We start from the raw sequence: 26,915 nt of genomic DNA on the forward strand, positions 1-26,915 counted from the left end.
TATTCAGTGCATGCGCCTTCTGGATTACGATTGTTCTGGAGGTGCGGTTATGGAAATTACGCGACAAAGAAAACGAAAGAAAGGGGAGGCCTGGATTCCTTACCTGCTGATTGCCCCCACGGTGCTGCTGATTGCAGGTATCCTCATATTTCCGATTTTCAGGGTATTCGACCTGAGTGTTCAAAGCTATGATTTCACCCGTCTGCAGGATGCGGGCTATATCGGACTGGAGAATTTCCGCCATATTTTTACGGAGGATGACCTCTTCTACTCCACGCTCGTCACTACGCTGAAATGGGTATTTTCCGAGGTGGCCCTTCAGCTGGTATTCGGACTGATTGTGGCTCTGCTGCTTAACCAGTCTTTCCGGCTGCGCGGTCTGGTCCGTTCGCTGGTGCTGGTCCCCTGGGCCGTGTCGGGAGTGCTGACCACAATGCTGTGGTCGCTGATGTTCAACCAGCATATCGGGATCATCAACGACATCCTGCTGAAGCTTGGCATCATTCACGAAAAGATTGCCTGGCTCGCCAATCCGGACACCGTATTCGGTTCCGTGGTCTTCGCTGAGCTGTGGCGGGGTATTCCCTTCTTTGCCATCACGCTGCTTGCAGCCTTGCAGACTATACCGCATGAGGTGTATGAATCCTGTGAGGTGGACGGGGCCGGAAAGCTGAAGAAGCTGTTCCATATTACGCTCCCTTATCTGAAGGAGAGCATTATCTTCGCCACGCTGCTCCGGGCGATCTGGGAGTTCAACTCGATTGACATGATTTTTACGATGACTAATGGCGGACCGATGGATATGACAACGACACTGCCGATTTACATGATGAAGACCTCGATCCTGGAGGGCAACTACGGTTACGGATCGGCGCTTGGCGTGGTGACCTTCCTGTTCCTGATGATCTTTGTCATTCTGTATCTGAAGCTTAACCGGGCAGGAGGTATGCAGGATGAGTAGCAAAACCGCCCGCCGGATCGGGAGCAAGCTGCTTTTTTACATTCCGCTGGCCTTGACGCTGATCCTTGTGCTCGTGCCGTTTCTGTGGGCCATTTCCACTTCTCTAAAAAAAGAAACGGATATCATGAGCCCGGTGATTCATTATCTGCCGCAGCCCTTTACCTTTGAGAATTATATCAGCGTGTGGAACGAAAATAACTTCTCGCAGTATTTTCTGAACAGTCTGCTGGTATCGGTCATGTCGGTCGTAGTGATTACCCTGCTGTCCGTGATGAACGGGTACGCGATGAGCCGGTTTAAGTTCAAGGGGAAAAGCGCGTTTATGCTGATCCTGCTCGCTACCCAAATGATGCCCGTGATCCTGTTCGTGATTCCGCTGTTTCTGATTTTCAAGAATCTCGGGCTGATCAACACTCCTTACTCGCTGGTCCTTTTCTATATTGTGCTACAGGTACCGTTTAACACGATACTGATGCAGGGCTTCATCTCTTCCACACCGAAGGAAATTGACGAAGCGGGCATGGTGGATGGAGCAGGCCGATTCCGCATCATCTTTGCCATTATCGCACCGATTGTGCTTCCGGGCATTGTGGCGACCAGCGCCTTTGCATTCATTGGGGTGTGGAATGAGTTCCTGGTCGCCTTCTCCTTCATTACAACCCCGGACCGCTTCACCATCCCGATCGGGCTTAAGTTCATGATTGGGGAGTTCAGCGTGCAGTACGCTTCATTGGCGGCGGGCAGCATCATCGGCCTTATCCCGCCTGTGCTGCTGTTCATGTACATCCAGCGTTATCTGGTGGAAGGTCTCGGCGGTGCCGTCAAAGGCTGAACTCCGGCCAAGAGGTTCACAACTGTACCAATCTCAACAACATTACAGGGAGGTCTATTCGTTCATGACTAGAAAATTACGGGGAACAGCCCTTGTGGCCGCTTCACTGCTGCTGGTATTGTCCGGCTGCGGGTCTAACAAATCATCCGGTTCAAGTTCATCTGCAGCGGACGGGAGCGCGAACAGCAGCGGCAAAGGCGAACCCGCAACGATCAGCTTCTGGGCGGCTGCGGTAACGACAGAGCGCAATGCTTTTTTCGAAAAAATCATCAAGCAGTTCGAAGAGGAGAACCCGGATATCAAAGTGGACTATCTGGGGGTTCCGGGGGACCTGTCCGCCTACGAGCAAAAGGTTAACGTAGCAATCTCCGCTGAGCAGGCGCCGGATATCATGAATGATTTCAAAGCCGATCTGCTCTCCAGAGATGTGCTGGAGCCTTTGGATACGTATTTTGACAGCTGGGCCGATAAGGATCTGATCTCTTCGGAGCTGATTGCCAGCAACCGCAAGCTGGATACGAAAGAAGGTAAATTGTATGCGCTGCCATACAGCTCGCAGACCTGGAATCTCTGGCTGCGGCCCGACTGGTTCAAAGAGGCCGGCCTCCAACTGCCCGATACCTGGGATCAATTCTTTGAGGATATTGCCAAGCTCACGGATAAATCCAAAGACCGCTATGGTCTGAGCATCCGCGGCGGTGCCGGCAGCGCCAATACGCTTGAAATGCTGATGTATTCCTACTCCGGGATTACCGATTATTTTACGCCGGAAGGAAAGTCGACCATTAACGATCCGCTGCATGCAGAATTCCTGGAGAAATATTTGGGCGCGTATAACGTATACACCCCGGAGGATGATCTTAACAAGGGCTGGACTGAACTGGCGGCTACCTTCCAATCCAATAAAGCAGCCATCGTGGTCCATAATCTGGGCTCGGCAAGCTCTCATGAAAAAGCCTTCGGCGGTGACTATACCAAATTCGAGGCTGTTCCGTTTCCAAAAAGTGTGAAGGGCTACCGTGAACATCCTGGTCTTGCTCCGCTTGGCCTGACCATGAGTAAAACGGCGAAGAATAAAGAAGCCGTATGGAAATTCATGACTTTCTATTTATCCCATGATATCAACAGCCAATATGCGAAGCTGTATGGTGAAATTCCGGCCAACAAGGATGCCGCGTCCGATGCCTGGGTCCAGGATATTCCATATATGAAATCCGCCTCCGATCTGCTGAATTCTGCGGATACTCATTTTGCCGATAACCCGTATTATTTACCGGGGTACAGCAACATTCAGAAGAAGGCCGAATCCATGATTCAGAAGGTAATGGCCAAAAAAATGACCGGAACCGAAATGCTGAACGAGTGGGCCAAGCTGCTGGAAGCGGAGAAGCAGTCTTATGATCAAGCCCAAAAGTAACTTACAGCCACAAATATGGAGGTCATAATGAATACACCTGCTGCTACAGATTCCGGACACTGGATTCCCGATCAGGGGAACGGAACCTACATCAACCCGATTATCTACGCCGATTACTCTGATCCGGATGTCATCCGTGTGGGAGAAGACTTTTTCATGACGGCTTCGAGCTTTACGCATATACCGGGTCTGCCGATTCTGCACTCCCGTGATTTGGTGAACTGGCGCATCGTTAATCATGCCCTGCCCCGGCTGGAGCTTCCGGGCTACGACAAGGTGCAGCATGGCAAAGGTGTATGGGCTCCCAGCCTGCGGTATCATGAGGGCCAGTTCTGGATCTTCTACGCCACACCTGACGAGGGCATCTTCATGACCAAGACGGACGACCCGTTCGGGGCCTGGGAACCGCCGCATTTGCTGAAGGCGGCCAAAGGCTGGATTGATCCCTGCCCCTTCTGGGATGAAGACGGGCAAGCCTATCTGGTCCATGCCTACGCCCACAGCCGTTCCGGGCTGAAGCATATTCTGAACCTGTGCAGGATGTCCCCTGACGGCACAACCTTGCTTGATGACGGTACAATCATTGTGGACGGGACGGTAAAGCATCCCACGCTGGAAGGCCCGAAAATGTATAAAAGAAACGGCTATTATTATATCTTTGCACCGGCAGGAGGGGTTCCTACAGGCTGGCAGGCGGTTTTCCGCTCCAAATCCATTTATGGTCCCTATGAGGATAAAATTGTCCTCCAGCAAGGAGAGACTCCGGTGAACGGCCCTCATCAGGGCGGATGGGTCGAGCTGGCCTCCGGCGAGTCCTGGTTCGTTCATTTTCAGGATAAAGGCGCTTACGGGCGGATCACCCATCTGCAGCCCATGGAATGGCGCGGAGATTGGCCCGTGATGGGCCGTCTTGCACCGGACCGGGAGGCCGGGGAGCCTGTAGAGCGCTGGAAGAAGCCGGACACCGCAGCGGGAGAAGTATGCATTCCGCAGACTTCGGATGATTTCTGCGGGGCCGCGCTTGGCTTGCAGTGGCAATGGCAAGCCAATCCCGCTTCCAATTGGCACCGCCTGCTTCCCGGCGGCGGCTTGAGGCTGAATTCAGCCCCGCTTCCCGGGGACTGCCGGACGCTGTATGACACGCCGCAGCTGCTTATGCAGAAGCTGGCCGCGCCTGTTTTTACAGCAACCGTCAAAATCACTCCACGCTTCTCCTCCTGCGCCGAACGTGCGGGACTGGTCGTCTTGGGACATCGGGCGTTCTGCATCGCGCTGTCTCTTGACCCGGCCGGAGATCTCTGGCTGGCCCAATACGAGAGCGGCGCTGCGGATGATCCCAGCCGGAAGGACCTGGGTGTCAAAGCCGCCGGGATTCTCATCCAGGCAGAGTCCCTGTATCTCAGGGCCAGCTTTGAAGAAGCTAACGGCTGCCGGTTCAGCTTCAGCCGGGAGGGTTCGGATTATATCGAGTTTGGCAGCCCCTTCAGGTTAGAGGAAGGACAATGGGTTGGAGCCAAGGTTGGCTTATTTGCCCTGTCCCTGACGCCGGGTGAGGATCTGGGCTATGCAGACTTTGAGAGATTTACGATTTCATAATGGAAATTCAAATTGGAGGTTTTGGGCAAGATAACGGAATAATGAATTAAGCCGCAGCCCATCATAAGCAGCAGCGCAGCGATTCTCCAATGGAGGGGAATCCCTGCGCTGCTGTCTTTTCGCTTTTAGCGCTGATTGAGTAGCAAGGTAAGGGCAGCTTCTTCGGATATAACCCGCTTACCGGACAGACCCCATTCAGGCAGGAAAATGCCATGCCCGCAGCAGAAATCATTGAGCAGCTGGAAATGTAATCAAAAGTTGGTTTGTATCCCTTTTCAACAAGTGTTACAGTGGTAGAAGCAGCCGCTTTAATGCTGCCATGAATACATGCAAGGCATATAGCAGGAAAGGAGTGCCCAATTTTGCGGGAGAACCTTGATAAGCAGTTTTCCTTCACCTCATTGAAGTGGTTCAACTTCTTCTTGTATGGAACAGTCGTTCTCTTCTCCAGCTTCTTTCCCCTATATCTGCAGGAAGTGGGAATGAACAAGCTGGAGATCGGAAGCTTAATGTCGGTTGGGGCACTTGTGTCCATTATTGCCAATCCCTTCTGGGGCATCTGGACCGACCGGTATCAGAATATCCGGCGGATTGTCCTGCTGATGCTCACAGGCACGCTGGTATTGTCCCAGGTCGTATTCCAGGCAAATACATATGAAATGATCTATGTCTCCATATTGTTTTTTTATTTCTTTCAGGGTCCGCTGTTTGCCGAGAGCAATACCATGATCCTGAGCTACATTGACGGTACCAGGCACCGCTTCAGCTCTTTCCGGCTGTGGGGATCGCTGGGCTGGGCTTTTACCGCCATCCTGGCCGGACCTGTGATTGAGTGGGCCGGTGTATCGGTGCTTTCCTATCTTTTTGCCGCGCTGCTCTGCGCAGCCATGATCTCGCTGATTGCCCTGCCCAGGCTTGACCATTCCATCGGTATTGCGCCGCTGCCATTCAAGGGCTTCCGCCAGATCTTTTATCACCCGTTTTTTCTGAGCTTTATCTTTTTCGGGATTCTGGTTTCGATCCCTAATACAATGAACAATACCTTCGTCTCCCTGTACATTACAGAGCTCGGGGGCAGCAAGACCATGATCGGCCTGGCGGTGTTTCTCTCCTCGATTCTGGAGGTGGCTGTTCTTGTCCTGTGCGACCGTTACCTGAAACGCAGCATTCCGGTGCTGCTCGGCTGGCTCGCACTGGTCAGCGCACTATTCGTCTTGCGCTGGTGGCTGATGGCCGATGCGACAACTCCGCTGCAGGTGGCTTTTATTCAAATTCTGCATTGCGTTACGTTCGGCGGCTTCTTCTATGTCGGCACCCGGCTGACTATGCTGCTCGTTCCAAAGCCTTACCGTTCCTCGGGACAAGCGCTGTATACCCTGACCTGGAGCGGGATTTCGGGGATTATGGGCGGCGTTCTCGGCGGCTGGCTGTACCAGTATCTCGGCGCGCAGAACATGTACCAGTCCGGTGTCTTTCTATCGCTGATCGGAACTCTGGGGTTCGCCGCCATGCGGCTGCTGGCCAGCCGTGGCGGCTATCACCCTCAGGACGGGCATCCGGAAGAAGACTGGAACGAAATTGAGCTGAACCGTTGATGCTCGAAGCACCCTATAAAGAAAAGCCTATAGTAAAATGAAAGCAGCGATTCTCCCATGAGTGGAGAATCGCTGCTTTGGGTCCAATGCCGCGTGCACCGGCAGATACACCTGCAGCTGGTGCCGCTGGTAAAAAGAGTCTCGGCCCCGGCGGCCCCGGCGGCTTATTCAAAGGTATTTTTACCTTTGATTCTGCCACTTCCAGCCCTGGCGGCCCATTCAAAGGTATTTTTACCTTTGATTCTGCCACTTCCGGCCCAGGCGGCCCATTCAAAGGTATTTTTACCTTTGATTTTGCCACTTCCAGCCCTGGCGGCCCATTCAAAGGTATTTTTACCTTTGATTCTGCCGCTTCCAGCCCAGGCGGCTTATTCAAAGGTATTTTTACCTTTGATTCTGCCGCTTCCGGCCCCTGCGGCCCATTCAAAGGTATTTTTACCTTTGATTCTGCCACTTCCGGCCCAGGCGGCCCATTCAAAGGTATTTTTACCTTTGATTTGTCCCGCGCAAAGAGGCTGCCCCGTCATATGATGACTCGGACAGCCTCTTGCTGCATTCAGAAGCTTCAGCCTTGTTTGGCAGGCTGGAATGAGCTTTTTAGCGAAACGATGAGATTGAACACCGGATGTCCCGGTGTGGAGTATCTGCTGTCCACGTTGAAGTATCCATGGCGGAAGAACTGGAACTTGTCCTGCGGCACGCTGTCCTTCAGTCCCGGTTCCACAAAACCATGCAGAATATCGATTGATTTCGGATTCAACTGGTCCAGGAAGCTAGGCTCGGGCTTATCGGCGGCAGGCTCCATGCCTTCGACCTCAGCCTCCTGGTCAGCTTCCTCGGCTGAAATCAGCGGCTCATAGAGACGGAATTCCGCCGGTACGGCCTGGCCGGCATCCACCCAGTGCAGTGTCCCCTTAACCTTGCGGCCGGTGAAGCCGCTGCCGCTTTTGGTCTCCGGATCATAGGTGCAATGGAGCTCCACAACCTCGCCGTTCTCGTCCTTGATGAAATCCGTACACTTGATGAAATAGGCATTCTTCAGGCGCACCTCATTGCCGGGGAACAGACGGAAATATTTGTTCGGCGGGTTCTCCATGAAGTCGTCGCGCTCAATATAGATTTCCCGGGAAAACGGAATCTGGCGGGTGCCCATCGCTTCATTCTCCACATTATTCTCAATTTCGAACCATTCAGTCTGGCCTTCCGGATAGTTGGTGATGACCACCTTCAGCGGCCGCAGCACCGACATTGTCCGGGGAACCGTCAGCTTAAGGTCCTCACGGATAAAATGCTCCAGCATCTGCAGGTCTACCAGCCCCTGGCTTTTGGAAATGCCCGTCTCATGCACGAAGCTGCGAATCGCCTCCGGTGTATATCCACGGCGGCGAAGCCCGGAGATCGTCGGCATGCGCGGATCATCCCAGCCGTCGACATGGCCTTCATCCACGAGCAGCTTCAGCTTGCGTTTGCTGGTGACCGTCTGGGCGAGATTGAGGCGCCCGAATTCATATTGATGAGGCGAAGCCGGCATTTCACATTCGGCTACCACCCAGTCGTAGAACGGACGCTGATCCTCGAACTCCAGGGAACAGAGCGAATGCGTCACGTGTTCAATGGCATCCTCAAGCGGATGAGCAAAAGCATACATCGGATAGATGCACCAAGCATCGCCCGTATTATGATGATGGGAATGGGAAATCCGGTAAATGACCGGATCACGCAGGTTGATGTTCGGGGAGGACATGTCGATTTTGGCGCGCAGCACCTTTTCGCCATCCTTGAATTCTCCTGCCCGCATCCGGCGGAACAGATCCAGATTCTCTTCGATGGTGCGCTCCCGGTATGGGCTGTTCACCCCCGGCTCGGTCAGCGTACCGCGATGTTCACGGATTTGGTCAGCCGTCAGGTCATCGACGTACGCTTTTCCTTTTTGAATCAGCAGCTCTGCCCGTTCGTACATTTCCCCAAAATAATCCGAAGCAAACCGCAGCTCATCCCATTCATAGCCGAGCCACTTTACATCCTCCTGTATAGAGTTCACATATTCCGTATCCTCTTTGAGCGGATTGGTATCGTCGAATCTGAGGTGTGTCTTGCCGCCGAATTCATCTGCCAGGGTGAAATTAATCCAGATCGCTTTGGCATGACCGATATGTAAATAACCGTTAGGCTCCGGTGGAAAGCGGGTAACCACTTCCTTTACTTTTCCCGAGCTCAGATCTTCGGTAATGACATTCTTGATGAAATTGGAGGGTGTTCCACGGTTCTCCACAGTTATCAACCTTTCATTCTGTAATATTACTACTTCCTTGTATGAACATGTTTCCTACTAATATACCCGTTAAGCGGGGAATGTTCAATAAAAGTCAAGAGAAACGGCGCGAAAATCCAGCTTCACAGGCTGGTTCGTTCATGGTGTTTTGACTTATTTCCCGGCTATGGAGTAGCATGGGGATTATAGTGTATGTATCTGTATAAATGCTATACGAGGGGGACTTATTCATGAAGCCAATCAAGCTGCCCAAAGAGCAGCGGGAGATTATCACCGAGAATATCCGGGCCTACTTCGAAGCCGAACGGGGAGAGAGCATCGGCCATCTGGCTGCGGACAACCTGCTGGAATTTTTCCTGCAGGAGCTCGGACCGGCGATTTATAACGGAGCGCTGGGCGACTGCCGCACGCTGGTAGGCCAACGGATGCAATCACTGGAGGACGACATTTACGCATTGGAATGGAAGAAACGTTAATCTTTGAACCGCAGAGGGGGGCAGCCTCATGTTTAATTATGTCATTGACGAAGAGCTTAAGCTGAAGCTGTTAATGCCTGAGCACGCACGCCCTATGTTCGCGCTGGTAGAGCGCTCGCGCGCCCGGCTCAGACAGTGGCTGCCTTGGGTGGACGGTGTTACGGAGCAGGCTCATTTGGAGACTTTTATCAAAAATTCGGTCAGACAAGGCAGCGAAAATGGCGGCTTCTCTGCCGGAATATGGGTCCGGGAAGAACTGGCCGGCATCATCGGATACCACGAGATTGACTGGCACAACCGCTCAGTAGGCATAGGTTACTGGCTCGGTGAAGGCTATGAGGGTAAAGGCTACATGACCAGCGCCTGCCGGGTCTTCGTGGACTACGCACTGCTTGAAATGGATCTCAACCGTGTTGAGATCCGCTGCGCTACCGGCAACCGGACGAGCCGGGCGATACCTGAGCGCCTGGGCTTCGTGTTCGAAGGCGTGATCCGCCAGGCAGAAAAGCTTCCGTCCGGCTACGTGAATCACGCTGTCTACGGGCTGCTGCGCAGTGAGTGGAAGCTCCTGGGCTAATTGGTTATATAGCTTGAGGGCAGAATAGGCTGCTGCCTGAAGGCTGATACAGAGAAAGTACAGGCTGCGGGCTTGCCGCGGCAGCATCACGGATTTCATTATAGATGTGCAAGCCCGTTAAGGCGGAAGGCAGCACATTTCCGTATGTGCAAGCTCATTGAGATGGAAGGCAGCACACTTTCCGTATGTACAAGCTCATCAGATGCAAGGCAGCACACTTTCCGTATGTACAAGCTCATCGAGATGCAAGGCAGCACGCTTTCCGTATGTACAAGCTCATCAGATGCAAGGCAGCACGCTTTCCGTATGTACAAGCTCATCAGATGCAAGGCAGCACGCTTTCCGTATGTACAAGCTCATCAGATGCAAGGCAGCACACTTTCCGTATGTACAAGCTCATCAGATGCAAGGCAGCACGCTTTCCGTATGTACAAGCTCATCAGATGCAAGGCAGCACGCTTATCCAAACCATTTGCAGCGGTCAAAACCCCGGAGGAATGATTCCTCCGGGGCTTTGACCGCTGCAAATTATAATATAGATGGAATCCTTCTGTACGTCGTGCAGCTCCAGCAGCAGTTGACAGCAGCAGTTGGAACTATTTAACAGCAGGTACCCCACGGAGACTTGAAATTACCTTGAACGGGGCCGTGCGCCGAGATAAACCCAGACACTAAGTGGAAAAAGTACCACTAATCCAAAATTCTAGGCTCCTCCGCCAACATTAAGTGGAAAAAGTATGACTAATCTGAACCCATCGGCCTTCCAGCACTGGATTTGCCGAAATTAAGTGGAGAAATTCCCACTAAATCTCTGTTGTGGCACGAATATCGGCAAATTAGTGGTAGAAAATCCACTTACCATCTTAAGGGACCTGGCGCAAGCAACTTCAGCGGCGGCAGACAGTATCTCACAGCAGCACTCACACTTCACAAAGCATACATACAGCATTTAGACAGCGCTCACACAGCATTCCACACAACACTCAACAGCACTCACGCAGCACTCACACTTCAAACAGCACTCATACAGCATTCCAACTACCCATACACTCAAACAGCGCTCTCCCTGCATACAGCATTCAATTTACCATGATTCCACGAACCGCCAACACTGCCCCGGTTCATTTTCGGCATCAAAAGCCGCTTATAAAAAGGATGTTATACCTACCTGTAAGTTTCGGGAGGTCCTTGCTAGCCCAGGGGTCCTTGCTAACTCAGGAAGTACTCGCTAGCCAAGGAGGTCCCGACTCTTCCGGGGGGCCCTTTCTGATGGCCCCCATTCTCTCAGGAGGTCCGAGCCCTCCCGAACCCCTTATCTCCCCGCCGTATCCAGCCAGCCCTGAAACTTCTCCCGGGTGTCGGCAGACAAGGTCTCAAGCGCGGCCAGCTCCGCCAAGCCCGTCTGGTCCTTGCGTCCGTGCTCCATCAGATAGAGCACCTGCTTGATGGGGAAGCTTCCCTTGCCGCTTTCCTGCTTGATGATTGGGTCGCCAGCGGCAATCTGACCCTCGCGCAGTACACGGAAATAGAAACCGCTGTACCCGGTTTTCAGCACCTGGGCCGGCATATCGGCGGGGCCGTGTTTTTGCGCCAGCTTAAAACATGGAAAACGCGGCTGGCTGACCTGCAGCAGTGTTGTGCCTACCTCGTACACATCTCCGATGCACACTTCCGTCTCCAGCAGGCCGTTGGCCGTGATATTCTCGCCGAAGGCCGAATACTCCAGTTTTTTGCCCAGCCATTGCTCCCAAAAAGGATAATGCTCAATGGGATATACACACACTGCCTTGTCAGCGCCGCCGTGGTTCACAAGGTCCGCTTGACCGTCCCCGTCGAACCCTTCCAGATGAAGCTGCACCTTACCGGGTGCCGGCATTTTGTAGATGCCTGTCTCCAGCGGCTTGCCCCGGTAATCGACGGTTTTGGGTTTGCCTACATTAAGCGAGATGACTTCCATCCTCTTTCCCTCCTGTCAGCATGCAGCTCATAAATACCTCATCTACGTAGCGCCCGCCAAGAAAAAACTCCTCACGCAGACGGCCCTCTTCCACAAAGCCGCATTTGCGGTAGAATGCAAGCGCAGGTTCGTTGCAGGACAGCACACGCAGCCGCAGTTTGCGGATACGGTTCTCCGCCGCATGGCTTTTGATCGCTTCGATCAGCTGTCCGCCGATGCCCATTCGCTGAAACTTCGGGTGAACCGCGATGTTGACCTCACATACATGACGGTTGCTCTCCATCCCGCTGGGACAGCCAAAGCCGACATACCCGCACAGTTCACCATCCTTCAGAGCGACCAGCTGAGAACCGGGAGGGGCATGCATTAGATAATCTTCCCGTGAGCGCCACATTAACGGACCGGGTGATGTATCCTCAGTCCAGATCATATTATCAAGTACGATCAGCTCCCGGACATCCCTGATTTCCGAGGGCCGGATCGTTAAGGCATCCCAGTTCAGTTGTGGCATTGCTTCTACACTCCTTGCCATACTCAAATCACGCGGAAGACCGCAGCTGCCTTAACAGCATGCTCCCGCTGCAATTTTATGCCGCATTTCGTCCCAGTGTACGGGCGGTGCGGTTCATGTATGCATGTAATCCAAAGAATCCCACCGACAGCACAGCCATCCCGCAAGCCAGCCACCCCGTCGGCGCAAGACCTCCATTGTCGAACTGGACGCCCATCAGATAAGGCCCGACCACTCTGCCGACTGCGCCGATGCCGCCGCTCAGCCCCAGATAGAACGGCGCATTGCGGTCTGCATGGTCCGAAATAAATGACGGCATTGCCGGGGAGATCAGCATCTCCCCCAGCGTCGCCAGCAGCATCGCCAGAAACAGGCCGGCATAGCTCGGCATGAGCAGAATCACCGCATAACCGCTCAAATAAAACACGGCACTGGCCGTCATTTGCGCCGTTGAGGTCGCTGCAAACCAGCGTTTGATCAGACTGACCAGCGGCTGCGCGGCAAAGATCAGAATCCCGTTCAGCGTCCACAGAAACCCGTAAGTCTGCTTAGGCCAGCCTTCGGAGATAATAAACGGCGACACGCCGGTGTTCCAGATTGAATTGCCGATCAGCAGAAACATGGAACCGACAGACATGAATAGATAGATCCTTATCTGACCCATAAGCCTCCAGCCGGATTGTGCGGGCTGCGGCTGCTTTTTCCGGGTCTGTTCGTGAGGTGAGGCTGTCCCTACTTTGCGCAGATAAAAAAAGAAAAAGACGGCAAACACAGCCGAAGTCACACCGTTCAGCACAAAGCTCAGCATATAATTGCCCAAAAACCCGCTCAGCGATGTTCCCAGTGCTACCCCTATATTATTGCAAACATAAATGATGTTAAACAGCTCCGCACGCTGCTCGGCAAACCGGAATCCGACAAATGCCTGGATCGCCGGCAGCGACAGCGAATTGAACAATCCGAACAATCCCATCAAAACGATAAATAAATGCCAGTTGCTGCTTGCCGCCGGAATGGAGAACAAGGACAAGGCCGTTAGGGCCAAGGCCCCTACAATCAGCCGGTTGACACCGACCTTGTGATACAGCGAACCGCCCAGCAGCTGGCCGGCAATCCCCCCGAGAGCCTGAATTAACAGGACGAGGCCGGCATCCTTCATACTCCGTCCCAGCTCATCGAATACGTACATGGTCACGAGCGGCCACATCAGCGCACTGCCGGTTGCGTTAATCAAGCTGGCAATCAGAAATACTTTGATTTCTTTAGGATAGGCTTGCAAAAACTTCATATCTTGTCTTTCATCCCCTGTAAACTATGAGTCATTAATTCATCCAGTATCAGCCTAAAACAGGGTCAAGGGCAAGCATATGAATTGACGCTTTATCGCGTCACTCAAATAAAACACATCATTTAAACCCAACAGATTCTCCGTTGGACTGTGTTTCTTCCCTACGCTTCACTTCTACAGTAGTTGAGAAAAAAGTCGCCCCGTTCCCCATATCGGCGAGCCGGTCCGGCGTCAACACATTGACTCTCTGTTTGTGTCCTTTGCCTTCCCACCACAGACCTTGGCTGATGACAGTGCCGGGCAGCATCTTGTCCGTTACCATCGCCCACAGCTCGATACTGCCTCTGCCGTTATATACGGTGAGCCCGTCGCCTTCCCCGATTCCCCTCACCGCAGCATCTTCGGGGTGAATCTGCAGTGTCGGCCGCTTCTCCATCCGCTGGTGCTTCTCCACATTGGAGAAGGTGGAGTTCAGGAAATTATGGTTCGGCGGTGAAACGAACATGAGCGGGTACGCCGTTCCAGGCTGCGGCCGCTGCTGACCGTCATAGCCTTCCTTAAGCGGCGTGTATGTCGGCAGTGGCGGCAGTCCTGCCAGCTCCATAGCTTTTGAATACAGCTCGATTTTGCCGGAGGGAGTCGGCAGGTTGTCCAGATAATCCGCTTGCGGCGACATATCCAGCTTCACGAACCGCTCGGCTGTCAGCCGCTCCAGCGTTACCCCGTTCAGATAAGGGTTGCGCGGATAATCCAGCGCCTGACGGATCATATCATATGGGGACTCGCTGAACGCCTCCGCATCCAAGCCCATCGCCTTGCCAAGCAGCGAGAAGACCTCCACATTGCTCTTGCATTCCCCGGGCGCATCCAGCACAGGCTCCTGAAGCTGGATATAGTGATGCCAATAGGAAGTATACAGATCCACATTCTCAAACGTGGATGTTGCCGGCAGCACGATGTCGGCATAGAGAGCCGTGTCGGTCATGAACAGATCATGCACAACCGTGAACAAATCCTCGCGGGCAAATCCCTTGCGTACCCGCTCCGCATCGGGGGCTACCACCACAGGATTGCTGCAGTAGACGAACATCCCCATCACCGGCTGCTCCTTCAGCTCCAGCGCTTCACCGATCCGGTTCATATTAATTGTACGTGTCCGGCGGTTCGGGCGCAGATCAGGGCGGGTCAGTGCCCGGTCATTCGTGGAGCTATAGCCGCCGTTCCCCTTGATCGCTCCGCCGCCGGTCTTCAGCCAGGCACCGGTAAGTGCCGGAAGACAGGCGATCGTGCGCACATTCATGCCGCCGTTATCGTGATGCTGGAGGCCGTTGCCGATGTGGATATGCGAGACCTTGGCTTCCCCATACAGCTTGGCCAGCTTCTCGATATCCGCTGCCGCAATGCCTGTGATCTCCGCGACCCGCTCGGGCGGGTAGGCGAGCACATGGCTGCGTAATTCCTCATGGCCGATTGTATAACGCTCAAGAAAAGCGTCATCCGTCATTCCGTCACGGAACAGGATATGCATCAGCCCGAGCGCGAGCGCTGTATCCGTGCCGGGATACAGCGGCAGGAACCAGTCCGCCCACTGGGCCGTGCGGTTGCGGTGCACATCGATTACAACTACCTTCGCCCCCCGTTTGCGGGCCTGCTCGGCATAGACGACCTGATGCATGCTCGTGCTGACAATATTGCCGCCCCAGACGATGATCAGGTCGGCGTTCACCGTATCCTCAGGGCTGGTCCCGCCGTTGAAGCCCATTGTATATTTCCAGCCTGCGCTGCCGGCAGCGTTGCAGATGCTCTGCTCCAAACGGCTTGCACCAAGCGCATTAAAAAACCGCCGGTCCATCCCGTCAACGCTGAGCACCCCCATATTTCCGTAGAAACTGTAGGGAAGGATGCTCTCCGGCCCGTAATCCGCCGACAGCTCCTTAAAACGCCCGGTAATTTCGCCTATGGCCTCTTCCCAGCTGATCGGCGTGAAAGAACCGCTTCCCTTCGGCCCTGTACGGCGAAGGGGCTGCAGCAGCCGCTCGGGATGATGCACCCGTTCGGCCATATGCCGCACCTTGTTGCAGATCGCCCCTTTAGTCACCGGATGCTCGGGGTTGCCCTCCACTTTAATGATTTTGCCATTCTGCTTATGCACTAGAAGTCCGCATGTGTCGGGGCAATCCAGCGGGCATACCGCCGGGAAAACCCCATCTCCGCTGTAACTCATGGGCTGCAGTCCTCCTTTGCGGCTTGAATATGTATATTCTATAACCGCATTTGCTCCACGTAAAGAAAATAGGCGGGAACAAACTGATTCGTTCCAAGTATGCCTGGGTAATAGAGCATATGAAACACTCCCTATGAATTCGCCGTGAGCCCGATTTCGTTCCCCCGAGTCGGATATGCACGGCGAATTTTGTTGTAGCCGGAATAACAAAAAAAACACCCCCCGGAGATTTCCGGAGAGTGCTGATGGTCCGCCAGACCTGGGCAGGCCAGGAGGTTATGCGTGTTTTTTTACACCGGCAGCAGAAATGCCTTCCACCGGTTGAACAGCCGCCGGCGCTTTGCGCAGGTAAGCCATCCAGTAAGCGAATGCCACGAAGATTGCACCGCCTGTGAGGTTCCCGAGCCAGACCGGGACAAAATTGCTGAAGTACTGGGACCAGGTGAAATGTCCTTCAAATATGGCAGCAGGGATAAGGAACATGTTGGCTACAACGTGCTGGAAGCCGATGGCTACAAAGGCCATGGTCGGAAACCAGATTCCGAGGATTTTACCGCTGAAGTTATCCGCTCCGTAAGAGAGCCATACGGCCAGAGCAACGAGCCAGTTACAACCGATACCGGAAACAAACGCCTGCAAAAAGGTGGCATCGATCTTGTGTCCGGCCATATCCACCAGTTTATCCAGATACACGCCGTCTGCGGTGAGGCCGACAACGTGGCCGAAGAAATATGCGACGAACAAGGCGCCTGCGAAGTTACTGATGGTAATCAGCACCAGGTTCTTAATCGTTTCCCAGAATGAAATCTTCTTGGACATAAATGCCAGCGGCACCGCCATCATATTGCCTGTCAGCAGTTCCCCTCCGGCCAGCAGCACCATGATCAGACCTACCGGGAATACGGAAGCCCCGATAAAATTCGCAATGGAGCCCCATTCCTTCGGTGCGCCTGCAATTACGCGAATGTCCAGCAAAAATCCGAGCGCGATAAACGCTCCCCCCAAGAAGCCAAGAATAAGTACAGTGCTGAGCGGATTATGTGCTTTCTTAATTCCGTTCTCCACCGTGACTTCGGCAATCCCCTGCGGTTTGTTATAAGCCATGATTCCTATCCCCTTTTAATACTTAAAATTTGTTCCTTTATGTCATTGTAGCGTGTCGACTAAGACAATTACGTGATAAAAATCACTTATGTAAAAACTAAGTGAAACTTTTCACTGACATGTCAAATTTACCACAAAAGTATCCAATGCGGAATGTTTTTATTCAAGTGGAAGCGGCCAGTCCGCCAAAAAGATACATTTGTGCCGGGGCGCATCAAAAAACCGGAGCCTTCATTCGGCTCCGGTTATGGGGCAGGCTGCAGGGTTAGACCGTTACAGTTTCTTTATGGGGAACTGTTGCGGGTAAGGCCTGAAGGCCTGCGCTATTCAGGAAATTCCATGGTTTGTTGTAATTCGGCTGGAAGAAGAAATCGATAAATGCCAGCTGGTCTACTGTCATTTTATTTTGTATGCATACCGACACGGTATTGATCGACTGCGTCAGATCCATCTTGGACATAATCTGAGCGCCGAGTATGCGGCGGGTCAGGCGGTCATATACCACCTTTAACTGCACCTGCTCAAAGGTTGGCATAAATTCAGGACGGTAGTTGTCGGTCAGCAGGACACTTTCAATATCCATGCCTTCCGCTTTGGCCGCATCTTCCGTCAGCCCGGTTCCGGCGATATTGTCTTCATAAATTTTGATCCCCGAAGTGCCCTGTGTGCCCATGTAGGCAATGGTTGGTGACACCAGATTCCGGGCTACCAGCGTTCCCATGCGCACTGCGTTGGTTGCCAGGGGGATGTAAGCATTTTTGCCGGTCGGATTATAGTGAATTGCGCAGCTGTCGCCCGCAGCATAGATATCCGGAAGGCTGGTCTGCATGTAGTCGTTGACGATAATTGCACCGTTAGGAAGCATATCCACTTTGCCCTTCAGCAGCTCGGTATTCGGACGGAATCCGATGCAGAGGATCACCAGGTCTGTCTCATGCTCGCCTTTGCTGGTAATGACCTTGGTTACTTTACCGTTCTCTCCTGCAAAAGAGCTGACCTTCTCGCCAAGCGCCAGAGTGATTCCGTGATCCTCCAGTGATTTTTGAATAGGTGCAGTGAATTCTTCATCCAGGTATTTGCTCAGGATACGATCCTCGCCATCGATCAGCGTAACCTGCTTGCCGTTCATTTGAAAAGCTTCTACCAGCTCGACTCCGATATATCCGGCGCCGACAACAGTGATTCTGTCCACCTGCTGTGCTCTTTCGATGATGGTGTTGGAATGGCTGTAGTTCTTCGACAGGAGGATACCGTCAAGCTCCATGCCCTCCAGCTTCGGAACAATTGGCCATGAGCCGGTGGTCATAATCAGCTTGTCATAGGAGTCATCGAATTCCTGGCCTGTTGCCAGATTGCGGGCACGCAGGGTTTTGCGGTCCGTATCGATCCGGGTAACTTCATGGCGCATGTTCGTCTTGACACCAAGCTCAGCCAGCTTTTCCGGCGAAGAATAGAACAGCCCCTGCGGGTCCTTGATTACTCCCCCTACATAAAGCGCGATCCCGCACGACAGGAAAGAAATATTATCATTGCGTTCATATACTGTAATCTCGGCTTCAGGATAAAGCTGGGCGGTGTTAACAATTGCGGCGGTTCCGGCATGGGTACATCCAATGACTGCTACTTTCATGGTTTCTTCCTCCTCCAAATGTGGGCATTCATTTATTTTCTCTATAGTTGTGATTTATTTCACTTTATGAGTTGATTATATTGTGATTTTTCTCACATTACAAGCCTTTTTGTGATTTTTCTCACAACGTTCACAACTTTTGCGGATTTTAGTCCTTCAGGTCCACCCTGCAGCTGCATTAGTTTTCCCCGGAACGGGTACATTATGTCTGCTGTACAGCAGGAAGGAGCAGGGAACCTTCAACGCAGACGCAGCAAAGCCCCCTTACCTCTGCATCAGTCGCAGAAATACGGGGGCTTAAGCCTGTGAATTTATATAACCTAGTTACTCTAAACCGTTAATGACACCGTCCAGGTCTACCTGAATGCCTTCTGCCGCCGGTTGGGCCGGGAGTCCAGGCATCGTAACGATATTGCCGGTGATGACTACAGCGAAGCCTGCGCCCAGCGACAACGTAATATCGCGGACACCCATAGTGAAGCCCTCGGGGGCTCCCAGCAGTCTTGGCTGGTCCGAGAAGGAGTACGGAGTCTTAGCCATGCAGACCTGAAGCTGGTGGAGGCCAAGCTTCTCAATCATGCCCAGGCTGCGCTTTGCTGCCGGCGAGAAGGCCACCTCAGCGCCACGGTAAATTTCGGTGACGATTTTTTTGATTTTGGCCGGGATGTCCAGATTGTCCTCATACAAGGGAGCAAATGCCGCGGGTTGGCCTTCTCCCTGCTCCAAGAGCTTCTTCAGCTCCATGGCAAGCTCCAGCCCTCCGGCGCCGCCTTCCGCCCATACCCTGGAAACGGCTGCGGGTACGCCGAGACGGCGGCAGGCCTCCAGGACATCGTTAATCTCCGAGGGGGCATCTCCTTCGAAGTGATTAAGCGCCACCAGCACCGGAACGCCGAATTTGCCCAAATTCTCAATATGGCGCTCCATGTTGGAAATGCCGGAGAGCAGGGCGGCCTGGTTCGTCTGATGCAACTCATCTTTGCGCACACCGCCGTTGTATTTCAGCGATTTCACGGTCACCACCAGCACGGCAGCGGCGGGAGTAAGCCCGGCTTGACGGCATTTGATATCCATGAACTTCTCTGCGCCGAGATCCGCCCCGAAGCCTGCTTCCGTCACCACCACATCACCCAGCTTCAGCGCATAACGGGTACCGATTACACTGCTGCAGCCATGGGCGATATTAGCAAAAGGCCCGCCATGCACAATTACCGGTGTCCCCTCCAGTGTCTGCACCAGATTGGGCTTCACAGCTTCCTTCAGCAGCGCAGTCATGGCTTCCACTGCCCCGATATCCTTTGCCGTGACCGGCTGGCCCGACTGGTCATATCCGACCAGCATGCGGCTGAGGCGTTTTTTGAGATCGGCAAGACCGTCGCACAGGCACAGCACCGCCATAATCTCGGAGGCAGTTGTAATCTGGAAACCGCTCTCCCGCACCGTACCGTTGCCATCGCCGAGACCCGTCACAATGCTGCGCAGGCTGCGGTCATTCATATCCATTACACGTTTCCAAACAATGCGCTGAGGGTCCAATCCGAGAAGGTTGCCCTGAAAAAGATGATTGTCGATCATGGCCGACAGCAGATTATGCGCCGAAGTTACCGCATGTATATCGCCTGTAAAATGCAGGTTGATCTCATCCGCCGGAACAATCTGCGCCTTGCCACCGCCAGTGGCTCCGCCTTTCATTCCTAAGGTCGGACCAAGCGAAGGCTCGCGCAGCGCCGCTACGGTCTTAACCCCCGCTGCATTCAGCGCCTGGGACAGTCCGATGGTCGTCAGCGTTTTGCCTTCGCCGGCCGGAGTCGGATTCATCGCGGTGACCAGCACCAGCTTTCCGTCCTGATTGTGCTTAAGCTCATCCCAAAGGGATGGCGACAGCTTGCTTTTATATTTGCCGTACAGCTCCAGATGCTCCTCATGAATTCCTGCTGCCGATGCCACCTCTGTAATTAACCTCATGCCGTTTTAAAACCCTCCTGCCGTTATTATCCTGCTTCACCATTCACTCTATGCACTTCTCCAAGATCTACATTCCTCTTCAAAGGATACAGTGTCCCTGAAAAGCGTCAAGGATAATTTTCATAGATCCCCATACGAAAAATCCTCCCAAACCCGGCAAAGGCCGCTATTCGGGAGGAAAACTCAAGTTAAGTCGGCACACAGAAACGGCTTCGCCGTCTCCTTAATTGTTCTAAAGCAATGCTTCTATCTGTTCCTTCATGCTTTCAGGTGATTCCTTTGGTTCCACACGGGCTACCACGTTGCCGCTCCGGTCGACGAGGAACTTCGTGAAGTTCCACTGAATGTCACTGCTCCCGCCTTCTCCCGGCTGCTGGCCCTTCAAGTATTGAAAAAGCAGACTGGCATCCGGCCCGTTCACATCCACTTTGGCAAAAATGGGGAACGTAACGCCATAATTAATCTGGCAGAACTCCTCTGCTTCTTCACTGGTGCCCGGCTCCTGTCCGGCAAACTGGTTGCAGGGAAAACCCAATACCACAAGTCCCTTGTCGCCGTACTGCTCATACAGCTTCTGCAAATCCCCGTACTGTGGTGTAAGTCCGCATTTGCTGGCCGTGTTGGCAATCAGCAGCACCTTGCCTTCATAATCCTTGAAAGGCACCTCTGCACCCGAAGGCTTCACGCCTGCAAAACTGTAAATAGACATCCTGCTTCTCCCCTTCATCCGTGGATTTTTCTAACGGCGATGCGCTGTCCAGCCATTCTTCATCTTAACTCATTGCCGCAGAAATCCAAAATTCACGGCACCGTGGCTGCGGCTAATTCACCCCGGCCCCTCCGCGCAATCCGCAGACTTCGGCTATCAGCCGCAAGGATCTCAGCTTGTCCTCATAGCGGTGCATAAGCGTAGCGAACATAATTTCCTCACACTGGTATTCCTCCATGAGCGCTGTAAACTGCCGCCGCACTTCGTCCGGTGATCCAAGTACCATTCGCCGGCGGTTATCCTCGATCCGGAACCGGTCATACGGCGTATACTTGTAGCCCAGTGCCGTCTCCACAGAAGGCGTGCCTGTCGAGACATGGCCCTTCTCCAGCTGAACCAGGGACAAATCCATACTGGCAGCCAGCCGGTCCGCTTCTGCGGAAGTCTCGGCGCATACGGCAAACACCGATACCAGCGCCTGGGGCGCAGAAGCTGCAGGAGACGGGCGGAAGCTGCTCCGGAAAGAGCGGACCGCCATGCTGCCCCCTGCACTGTTAATAAACCTGGCGTATGCATAGCCGGTCCCCAGTCTGGCGGCAAGGGCAGCACTTTCCCTGCTGGACCCGAGCAGCCAGAGCTCCGGCGCAGTGCTGATCTGCGGGCTGGTCTCCAGCCCGGCAAAACGGTGCGACTGATCCGGAGCGCCATACAGATAGCTGAGCAGATCTTGAATCTGCAATTCGTACAGCTCAGCGCTGCCGCCGGTCCGGTTCTCCTGGAGCGCTCTTGCGGCGAGCGCCCCGCCTCCTGCAGCTCTGCCCAGCCCAAGATCGATCCGGCCGGGGTACAGGGCTTCGAGAACGCGAAAGTTCTCGGCCACTTTATACGCGCTGTAATGGGGAAGCAGCACAGCTCCCGAACCGATGCGGATTCTTGAGGTTACCGCAGCCAGATGTGCCATAAGCACCTCAGGGCTCGAACCGGCCAGCCCGCGTGCCGCATGATGCTCGGAGACCCAGAAGCGGTGATAGCCCAGCCGGTCCGCCTCTATGGCTAGACTTGCGGTTTCAGCCAAAGCCTCCGCCGGCGTGCTGCCCTCCGAGACCGGCGATTGATCCAGTATGCTTAATTTCATCATCAGCGCATCTCCAAGTCAATTTTCTCCCCATTATAACATTCGGGTACCTGGCATTTCCTGCTCTGCCTTCTTTACGGCAAAAAATCCTCCCCCAGCCACCCGAAGAAGGATCTTTGTCCAGCCTATGCACTTTAGATAAGCGCTAGCGCAAAACAGCTCTATTCAATTCCGGGCCAGCTTAACCAGCATATGCGCCAGCCGTTGGCGCTCTTCCTTGCTGCCGACCTTCCACAGCTCCAGCAGCAGCTTCTCCTCGCTGTTGCGAGGTTCCTCATGCGCGGCCAAATAGTCGGCGATTTTCTCCGCCGCTGCGGCCAGCTGTTCTTCGCCCAACCCAATTTTTTGCGCCAATTGGATACGCTTTCTGAGATAAGATCTGAAATCTTCGAAATTCTTCAGGATAACGTCTTTTTGTTCGGGCTCTATCCGGTCAAGGGCGTCACTCACTTTAGCCATCGTCACATTTCCATCCTTGTTCACCACATGATTATGTTCGGACATCTGAAGCTCCCCTCTCACTGGTAATTTCATGGTTTCCCACTACTTAACCAGGGGCCGGGGAGATGAACCATCAGAACCGGCGGCTGCAGCTGTAAGACACACCTGCACGGACTGCCGTAGCCTGCCCGCAGAAGATCTCTTCGGTATCCTGATTCATCATACCGATTATGCACGCCCTGACCCTGCCTAGACCGCACCAATAGACGGCCATTCCAGCTCAAACCCGTTATTGCGCAGGCGGGTCTGGAAGCTGCTCAGCTGTTGCGGGGAATTTCGCACCCCACGGGGAGTAGTCCCGTTATCCAGACAATAGGCCGCCAGCATGCCTGCAGCCTCTCCAATGTTCCATTCCACCGGGTGAAGCCGGTAGCAGCCATTGGTGATATGCGTGGTCCCAATGTTTTTGGCAGCAGCGATCAGGTTGTTCACCCGAACCGGGATCAGCGCCCCCAGCGGGATCTGGAACGGCAGCGAAGGAATGTCGATGAAGGTCCGCAGCGCCGTGCTGGGATGAAGATCAATCCGGTAGCTGCCGATGCCAACAGTATCCGGGTATTTCTCGGCTTTGCCGCCGGGACGGCCGGCCGGGCTGAGATGCTGCTCCAGAATCGTATATTCCGCGCGGATACGGCGTCCTTCACGGATATACGGAGCCTGTGCAAGTCCATGCGGCGCTCCCGTCGCATCCGGCCGCGGACGAAGGCCAGGGTAACCTATGCCGCCATCTTTGCGGGGAGCCTCTGTCTGCATCCAATACAACAGGGAAAGACTGAGCTGCTTCGCTCTCTCCAGATGGCGGTGCCTTTCCTCCGGAGCAACGTCAACAATCGGTCCGAGCCAGTAGTCATTCTGCGGCCAGTTGACCACGCTGAGGTCCGTCTTGTAGGTCCCGGGCTGAAAATTATTGCGGTCCGCCAATCTCCGGTAAGTAAACAGCGGATTTGCCCCCTCCTCCGGCAAAAGCACATAGGTCACAGGCGCAAGCGTTGAGGGGGAAGGAACGGTCCAGCTCAGCTGTGGAGCCGGCCAGAAATCAGCCTGATAGTTCTTCCAGAAGTCATATTCCCGCGGCTTGGCAATCGTATAATCTTCACCCTCGTTATAGTCGAGCGCCAGGCAATGCGTGAACGCCTGGATATCCCGGGGATTCGCCGGACCCGCAAGCGCGTGTCTCTCCCCGGTCTCGGCAACGGATTCTGCGCCGGTTACGTACTCCACGCCTGCAAGCGGCAGCACATCCCCTTCCTCGGTTGCATCCAAAAAATAGCTGCCTGTCAGCACCAGCCTATCTCCATCCTGCCCGCACACCGTTACTGAAATCACCTCATCCCCGTCTGTCTCGGCCTGCACGGGCTTATATCCGGTCCATATCTGCAGCCGCCCGCTGTGCACATAGGGGGCCAGCATATCCCGGAGCACCGCCAGTGCGGTGCGCGGTTCATGTGAGAGACGGCTGACCCAGGCATTTCCGGGATTGAACCCCGCCCGGGCGCGCGCCTGCTCCGTGAGCGGGAAGAATCTGCGGTAATAGTCGCGTACTGCATTCCGGTAAGTCCGGTAGCTTGCCGTACAGCCAAACTGTTCAATCCAGCGGTTCTCATCAGGAGGCACCACCTGGCTGGTGAGCTGTCCGCCAATCCATTCATAGGCCTCGGTCATCACCACCGACCGTCCTGACCTTGCAGCACCAAGAGCGGCCGCACAGCCTCCGGTTCCACCGCCGATAATGATTACATCTGCCTGAATCTGTTTCGTCATTTCATTATCTCCTCCATAATTGAACAAAATAAGTACTGCAACTGAACAAAATAAGCACTGTTTCCCCCTGCCTTTACTTATATGTAATTTTTAGAGATGATTTTACAACTTAAAATTCTCAGGTAACCGAAAAAAAGGAACAATAGAGGTTTGGGCGATGTATAGCAGAGGTCCAGTGGCCTTGTTAGAACCACAAACCGCACTAGCCCCGCTTCTCGGCAGAATCAAAGGTATTTTTACCTCTCATTTCACTCAATTGCCCGCTTCTGGCTAAATCAAAGGTACTTTTACCTCTCATTTCACTCAGTCGCCCGCTTCTGGCCGAATCAAAGGTACTTTTACCTCTCATTTCACTCAGTCGCCCGCTTCTGGCCGAATCAAAGGTACTTTTACCTCTCATTTCACTCAGTCGCCCGCTTCTCGGCCAAATCAAAGGTATTTTTACCTTTCATTTCACTTAGTTACCCATTTCTAGCCGAATCAAAGGTACTTTTACCTCTCATTTCACTCAGTTGCCCGCTTCTGGCCGAAACAAAGGTACTTTTACCTCTCATTTCACTCAATTGCCCACTTCTGGCCAAATCAAAGGTACTTTTACCTCTCATTTCAGGGATTCCCCACCGCTCCAAAATAAACGGGGGCATGCTAAAGACGGATCGTTGTACTCCTTCACGATCGATCCGCAGCCGTTACGGACAGGAAAGCCGTTATGGATAGAAGATTTGGCTATTCCGCAGTAGGGACGGACTGAGATACCCTTATTTGATCCCTTTCCCCTTGATTCCAGGCTCGATCGAACGATATAACGCCTCCTTAGTCCGTAACTGCTGAAAAAGTAAGCTTTTGGGCAAAATAAGGGCTCCTCTGTCCGCTTCAGTTCGCTGATGGAGCCCAATCCTTCTGCATCGCTTATATCCTGTGAGGCTGCCAAGATATCCGCACTTTTTTACACTGTATATTTCTAGAGTAAAGGGCTGGTGCAACCCAGCCCCTCCTCATCAAACCGTACGTGAGGTTTTCCCTCATACGGCTTTCCGATGTTCGTCATTCATGGGCATGCAGATTACAATAGCGTTTTTAGTCCATATTGGATGGTCAAATATTTAACTTCTGACCTGGACCTCATCCATCTCCCGCGTTGTCTCTTCTTCGCGTACCACCGGGTTAATCTTTGCAAAATATACCAATCCAGTTTCGCTAATCTCTTTTGGCTGTAGTTCGTGTAGTAATAATTTCTCCATCCTTGAATCTTTGGATTGAGCCATTCCACCTGTTCCGCCAACGTTCTTGAGCGCATGCTCGGAGGGGCTAATCTTTCTTTGACCACGCCTCGGATGCGCTCCTCTGCCTTTTTCGTTAGCCATTGCTGTGTGGTGTAATATACCTTCCCTTGGGAAGTTTCTGCTTTCGTTTTTCGATGGTGCATTCCTAAAAAGTCGAATCCTTCGTCTCCTGTCCACAGGCCTACAATGCGGGTTTTGGTCGGATGTAGAGTTAACTCCAGACGTTCCATGATTCTGCTTATGAGCTCATAGGCATGTTCGGCGTCCTTTTTCGTTTTACAGACTACGACGAAATCGTCTGCATACCTGGTCAGTTCCCCCAATCCACTTCCGTGTTTCTCCCATAGCCGGTCAAAGTAGTTCAAGTAGATATTCGCCAACAGCGGTGAGATGACGCCACCTTGTGGTGTCCCTAAATCGGAACGCCTCACGTTTCCTTCTTCCATAACTCCCGCCTGAAGCCATTTCCGTATTAACTTCAAGATTCTCCTGTCATTGATACGCATCTGTACCAGTTTCATGAGCTTCTCTTGATTAATGTTGTCGAAGTAACCTTGGATATCGACGTCGACTACCCAATTTCCTTTGCGGTTGCAGGCTTTCCGGATTCGTTCCAGCGCTCCTTTCGCACTTCGCTTCGGGCGAAATCCGAAGGATACTTCTTCGAAGTCTGCTTCGAAGATGGGCTCAATCACGAGTTTGGTTGCCATCTGTATGACTCGGTCGCGCACGGTGGGTATGCCCAGCGGCCTTGGCTTCCCGTCTTTCTTTGGGATATAGTGCCGCCGCACAGGCTGCGGATGGTAGCTGCCTTCTTTCAATTCTCGCTCACAGGTCTTAAGGAAGTTCGTTTCTCCTCGTTCCTCGATGTCTGCGAGCGTCACGGCATCTACTCCTGCTGCTCCCTTATTCGCTTTCACCCGTTTCCAGGCTTCACACAGCACATCCGGGCGGTAGACCTTGTCATACAGCGCATGAAATTTACGCTTCTTGTTCTCCTTGGCCGCATGACCTAGCTTTTCTTGGAGTTCTTGAACTTTTTCCTTTGGTGTCGTTAGCCCTTTGGCATTCACTCACTCGTACCTCCTCCAAAAGCATAAACAAAGCAGGGCTCCTTCCCT

Annotated in this window: 23 protein-coding genes; 8 read left to right on the plus strand and 15 right to left on the minus strand. The window is 53.3% G+C overall.

The window, feature by feature from the left end:
- Positions 1-49 precede the first annotated feature (49 nt).
- The 6 genes from PRIO_RS31340 (at position 50) to PRIO_RS35820 (ending at position 6,932) form a co-directional block, all read left to right on the plus strand.
- Positions 50-961 carry a carbohydrate ABC transporter permease gene (locus PRIO_RS31340; protein ID WP_020425559.1) on the plus strand — a complete coding sequence of 304 codons (912 nt, stop codon included), beginning with the start codon at positions 50-52 and terminating at the stop codon, positions 959-961.
- Positions 954-1,793 carry a carbohydrate ABC transporter permease gene (locus tag PRIO_RS31345; RefSeq protein WP_020425558.1) on the plus strand — a complete coding sequence of 280 codons (840 nt, stop codon included), beginning with the start codon at positions 954-956 and terminating at the stop codon, positions 1,791-1,793. Before PRIO_RS31340 ends, PRIO_RS31345 begins: the two co-directional genes overlap by 8 nt.
- Before the next feature lie 64 nt (positions 1,794-1,857).
- Positions 1,858-3,210, plus strand: a complete 1,353-nt coding sequence (locus PRIO_RS31350; protein WP_020425557.1) for an ABC transporter substrate-binding protein — start codon at positions 1,858-1,860, stop codon at positions 3,208-3,210.
- 27 nt (positions 3,211-3,237) lie between these two features.
- Entirely contained in the window at positions 3,238-4,806 is a 1,569-nt protein-coding gene (locus PRIO_RS31355; protein WP_020425556.1) for a glycoside hydrolase family 43 protein, read from the plus strand.
- A gap of 362 nt (positions 4,807-5,168) precedes the next feature.
- Complete coding sequence (locus PRIO_RS31360; protein WP_020425555.1) at positions 5,169-6,401, plus strand: MFS transporter; 1,233 nt, start codon at positions 5,169-5,171, stop codon at positions 6,399-6,401.
- A 57-nt stretch (positions 6,402-6,458) separates the two neighbouring features.
- Positions 6,459-6,932 carry a hypothetical protein gene (locus PRIO_RS35820; protein ID WP_144412143.1) on the plus strand — a complete coding sequence of 158 codons (474 nt, stop codon included), beginning with the start codon at positions 6,459-6,461 and terminating at the stop codon, positions 6,930-6,932.
- 34 nt (positions 6,933-6,966) lie between these two features.
- Here the strand turns inward: PRIO_RS35820 and PRIO_RS31365 are convergent, their stop codons facing one another.
- Positions 6,967-8,673 carry a glutamine--tRNA ligase/YqeY domain fusion protein gene (locus tag PRIO_RS31365; RefSeq protein ID WP_020426049.1) on the minus strand — a complete coding sequence of 569 codons (1,707 nt, stop codon included), beginning with the start codon at positions 8,671-8,673 and terminating at the stop codon, positions 6,967-6,969.
- Positions 8,674-8,903: 230 nt separating this feature from the next.
- On the opposite strand from PRIO_RS31365, the gene PRIO_RS31370 reads away from it, so the two are divergent.
- Positions 8,904-9,149, plus strand: coding sequence for a DUF2164 domain-containing protein (locus PRIO_RS31370; RefSeq protein WP_020426050.1), 246 nt, complete (start codon positions 8,904-8,906; stop codon positions 9,147-9,149).
- A 28-nt stretch (positions 9,150-9,177) separates the two neighbouring features.
- Complete coding sequence (locus tag PRIO_RS31375; RefSeq protein WP_020426051.1) at positions 9,178-9,726, plus strand: GNAT family N-acetyltransferase; 549 nt, start codon at positions 9,178-9,180, stop codon at positions 9,724-9,726.
- Between the two features lie 1,312 nt (positions 9,727-11,038).
- Here PRIO_RS31375 and PRIO_RS31385 read toward each other — a convergent pair.
- The 14 genes from PRIO_RS31385 to ltrA all read right to left on the minus strand — a co-directional run bounded on the left by PRIO_RS31385 (position 11,039) and on the right by ltrA (position 26,867).
- Positions 11,039-11,683, minus strand: a complete 645-nt coding sequence (locus tag PRIO_RS31385; RefSeq protein ID WP_020426098.1) for an MOSC domain-containing protein — start codon at positions 11,681-11,683, stop codon at positions 11,039-11,041.
- Positions 11,664-12,194 carry a GNAT family N-acetyltransferase gene (locus tag PRIO_RS31390; RefSeq protein ID WP_020426099.1) on the minus strand — a complete coding sequence of 177 codons (531 nt, stop codon included), beginning with the start codon at positions 12,192-12,194 and terminating at the stop codon, positions 11,664-11,666. Before PRIO_RS31390 ends, PRIO_RS31385 begins: the two co-directional genes overlap by 20 nt.
- A 76-nt stretch (positions 12,195-12,270) precedes the next feature.
- On the minus strand, positions 12,271-13,482 hold the full coding sequence (locus PRIO_RS31395; RefSeq protein WP_020426100.1) for an MFS transporter: 1,212 nt from the start codon (positions 13,480-13,482) through the stop codon (positions 12,271-12,273).
- Positions 13,483-13,600: 118 nt separating this feature from the next.
- On the minus strand, positions 13,601-15,706 hold the full coding sequence (locus PRIO_RS31400; RefSeq protein WP_020426101.1) for a molybdopterin-containing oxidoreductase family protein: 2,106 nt from the start codon (positions 15,704-15,706) through the stop codon (positions 13,601-13,603).
- A 276-nt stretch (positions 15,707-15,982) separates the two neighbouring features.
- The gene (locus PRIO_RS31405; RefSeq protein WP_020426102.1) at positions 15,983-16,810 is read right to left on the minus strand and encodes a formate/nitrite transporter family protein; all 828 of its coding nucleotides are present in this window, start codon (positions 16,808-16,810) and stop codon (positions 15,983-15,985) included.
- A gap of 265 nt (positions 16,811-17,075) precedes the next feature.
- A complete protein-coding gene (locus PRIO_RS31410) occupies positions 17,076-18,440 on the minus strand; it encodes an FAD-dependent oxidoreductase (protein ID WP_020426103.1) in 1,365 nt (454 codons plus the stop codon).
- Positions 18,441-18,764: 324 nt separating this feature from the next.
- A complete protein-coding gene (locus PRIO_RS31415; protein WP_020426104.1) occupies positions 18,765-20,405 on the minus strand; it encodes a formate--tetrahydrofolate ligase in 1,641 nt (546 codons plus the stop codon).
- A gap of 232 nt (positions 20,406-20,637) precedes the next feature.
- Positions 20,638-21,114 carry a glutathione peroxidase gene (locus PRIO_RS31420; RefSeq protein ID WP_020426105.1) on the minus strand — a complete coding sequence of 159 codons (477 nt, stop codon included), beginning with the start codon at positions 21,112-21,114 and terminating at the stop codon, positions 20,638-20,640.
- A gap of 112 nt (positions 21,115-21,226) precedes the next feature.
- The gene (locus PRIO_RS31425; RefSeq protein ID WP_020426106.1) at positions 21,227-22,252 is read right to left on the minus strand and encodes an LLM class flavin-dependent oxidoreductase; all 1,026 of its coding nucleotides are present in this window, start codon (positions 22,250-22,252) and stop codon (positions 21,227-21,229) included.
- A gap of 162 nt (positions 22,253-22,414) precedes the next feature.
- Positions 22,415-22,753, minus strand: a complete 339-nt coding sequence (locus PRIO_RS31430; RefSeq protein WP_020426107.1) for a DUF3243 domain-containing protein — start codon at positions 22,751-22,753, stop codon at positions 22,415-22,417.
- A 186-nt stretch (positions 22,754-22,939) separates the two neighbouring features.
- Positions 22,940-24,511, minus strand: a complete 1,572-nt coding sequence (locus PRIO_RS31435) for an FAD-dependent oxidoreductase (protein WP_020426108.1) — start codon at positions 24,509-24,511, stop codon at positions 22,940-22,942.
- A gap of 202 nt (positions 24,512-24,713) precedes the next feature.
- Complete coding sequence (locus tag PRIO_RS35825; RefSeq protein ID WP_144412144.1) at positions 24,714-24,911, minus strand: hypothetical protein; 198 nt, start codon at positions 24,909-24,911, stop codon at positions 24,714-24,716.
- Positions 24,912-24,972: 61 nt separating this feature from the next.
- The gene (locus PRIO_RS36330) at positions 24,973-25,116 is read right to left on the minus strand and encodes a hypothetical protein (RefSeq protein WP_167345687.1); all 144 of its coding nucleotides are present in this window, start codon (positions 25,114-25,116) and stop codon (positions 24,973-24,975) included.
- 458 nt (positions 25,117-25,574) lie between these two features.
- Positions 25,575-26,867, minus strand: coding sequence for a group II intron reverse transcriptase/maturase (ltrA, locus tag PRIO_RS31445; protein ID WP_020425999.1), 1,293 nt, complete (start codon positions 26,865-26,867; stop codon positions 25,575-25,577).
- Between the last annotated feature and the right edge of the window lie 48 nt (positions 26,868-26,915).

Source organism: Paenibacillus riograndensis SBR5 (genome assembly GCF_000981585.1).
Lineage (GTDB): Bacteria > Bacillota > Bacilli > Paenibacillales > Paenibacillaceae > Paenibacillus_AQ > Paenibacillus_AQ riograndensis.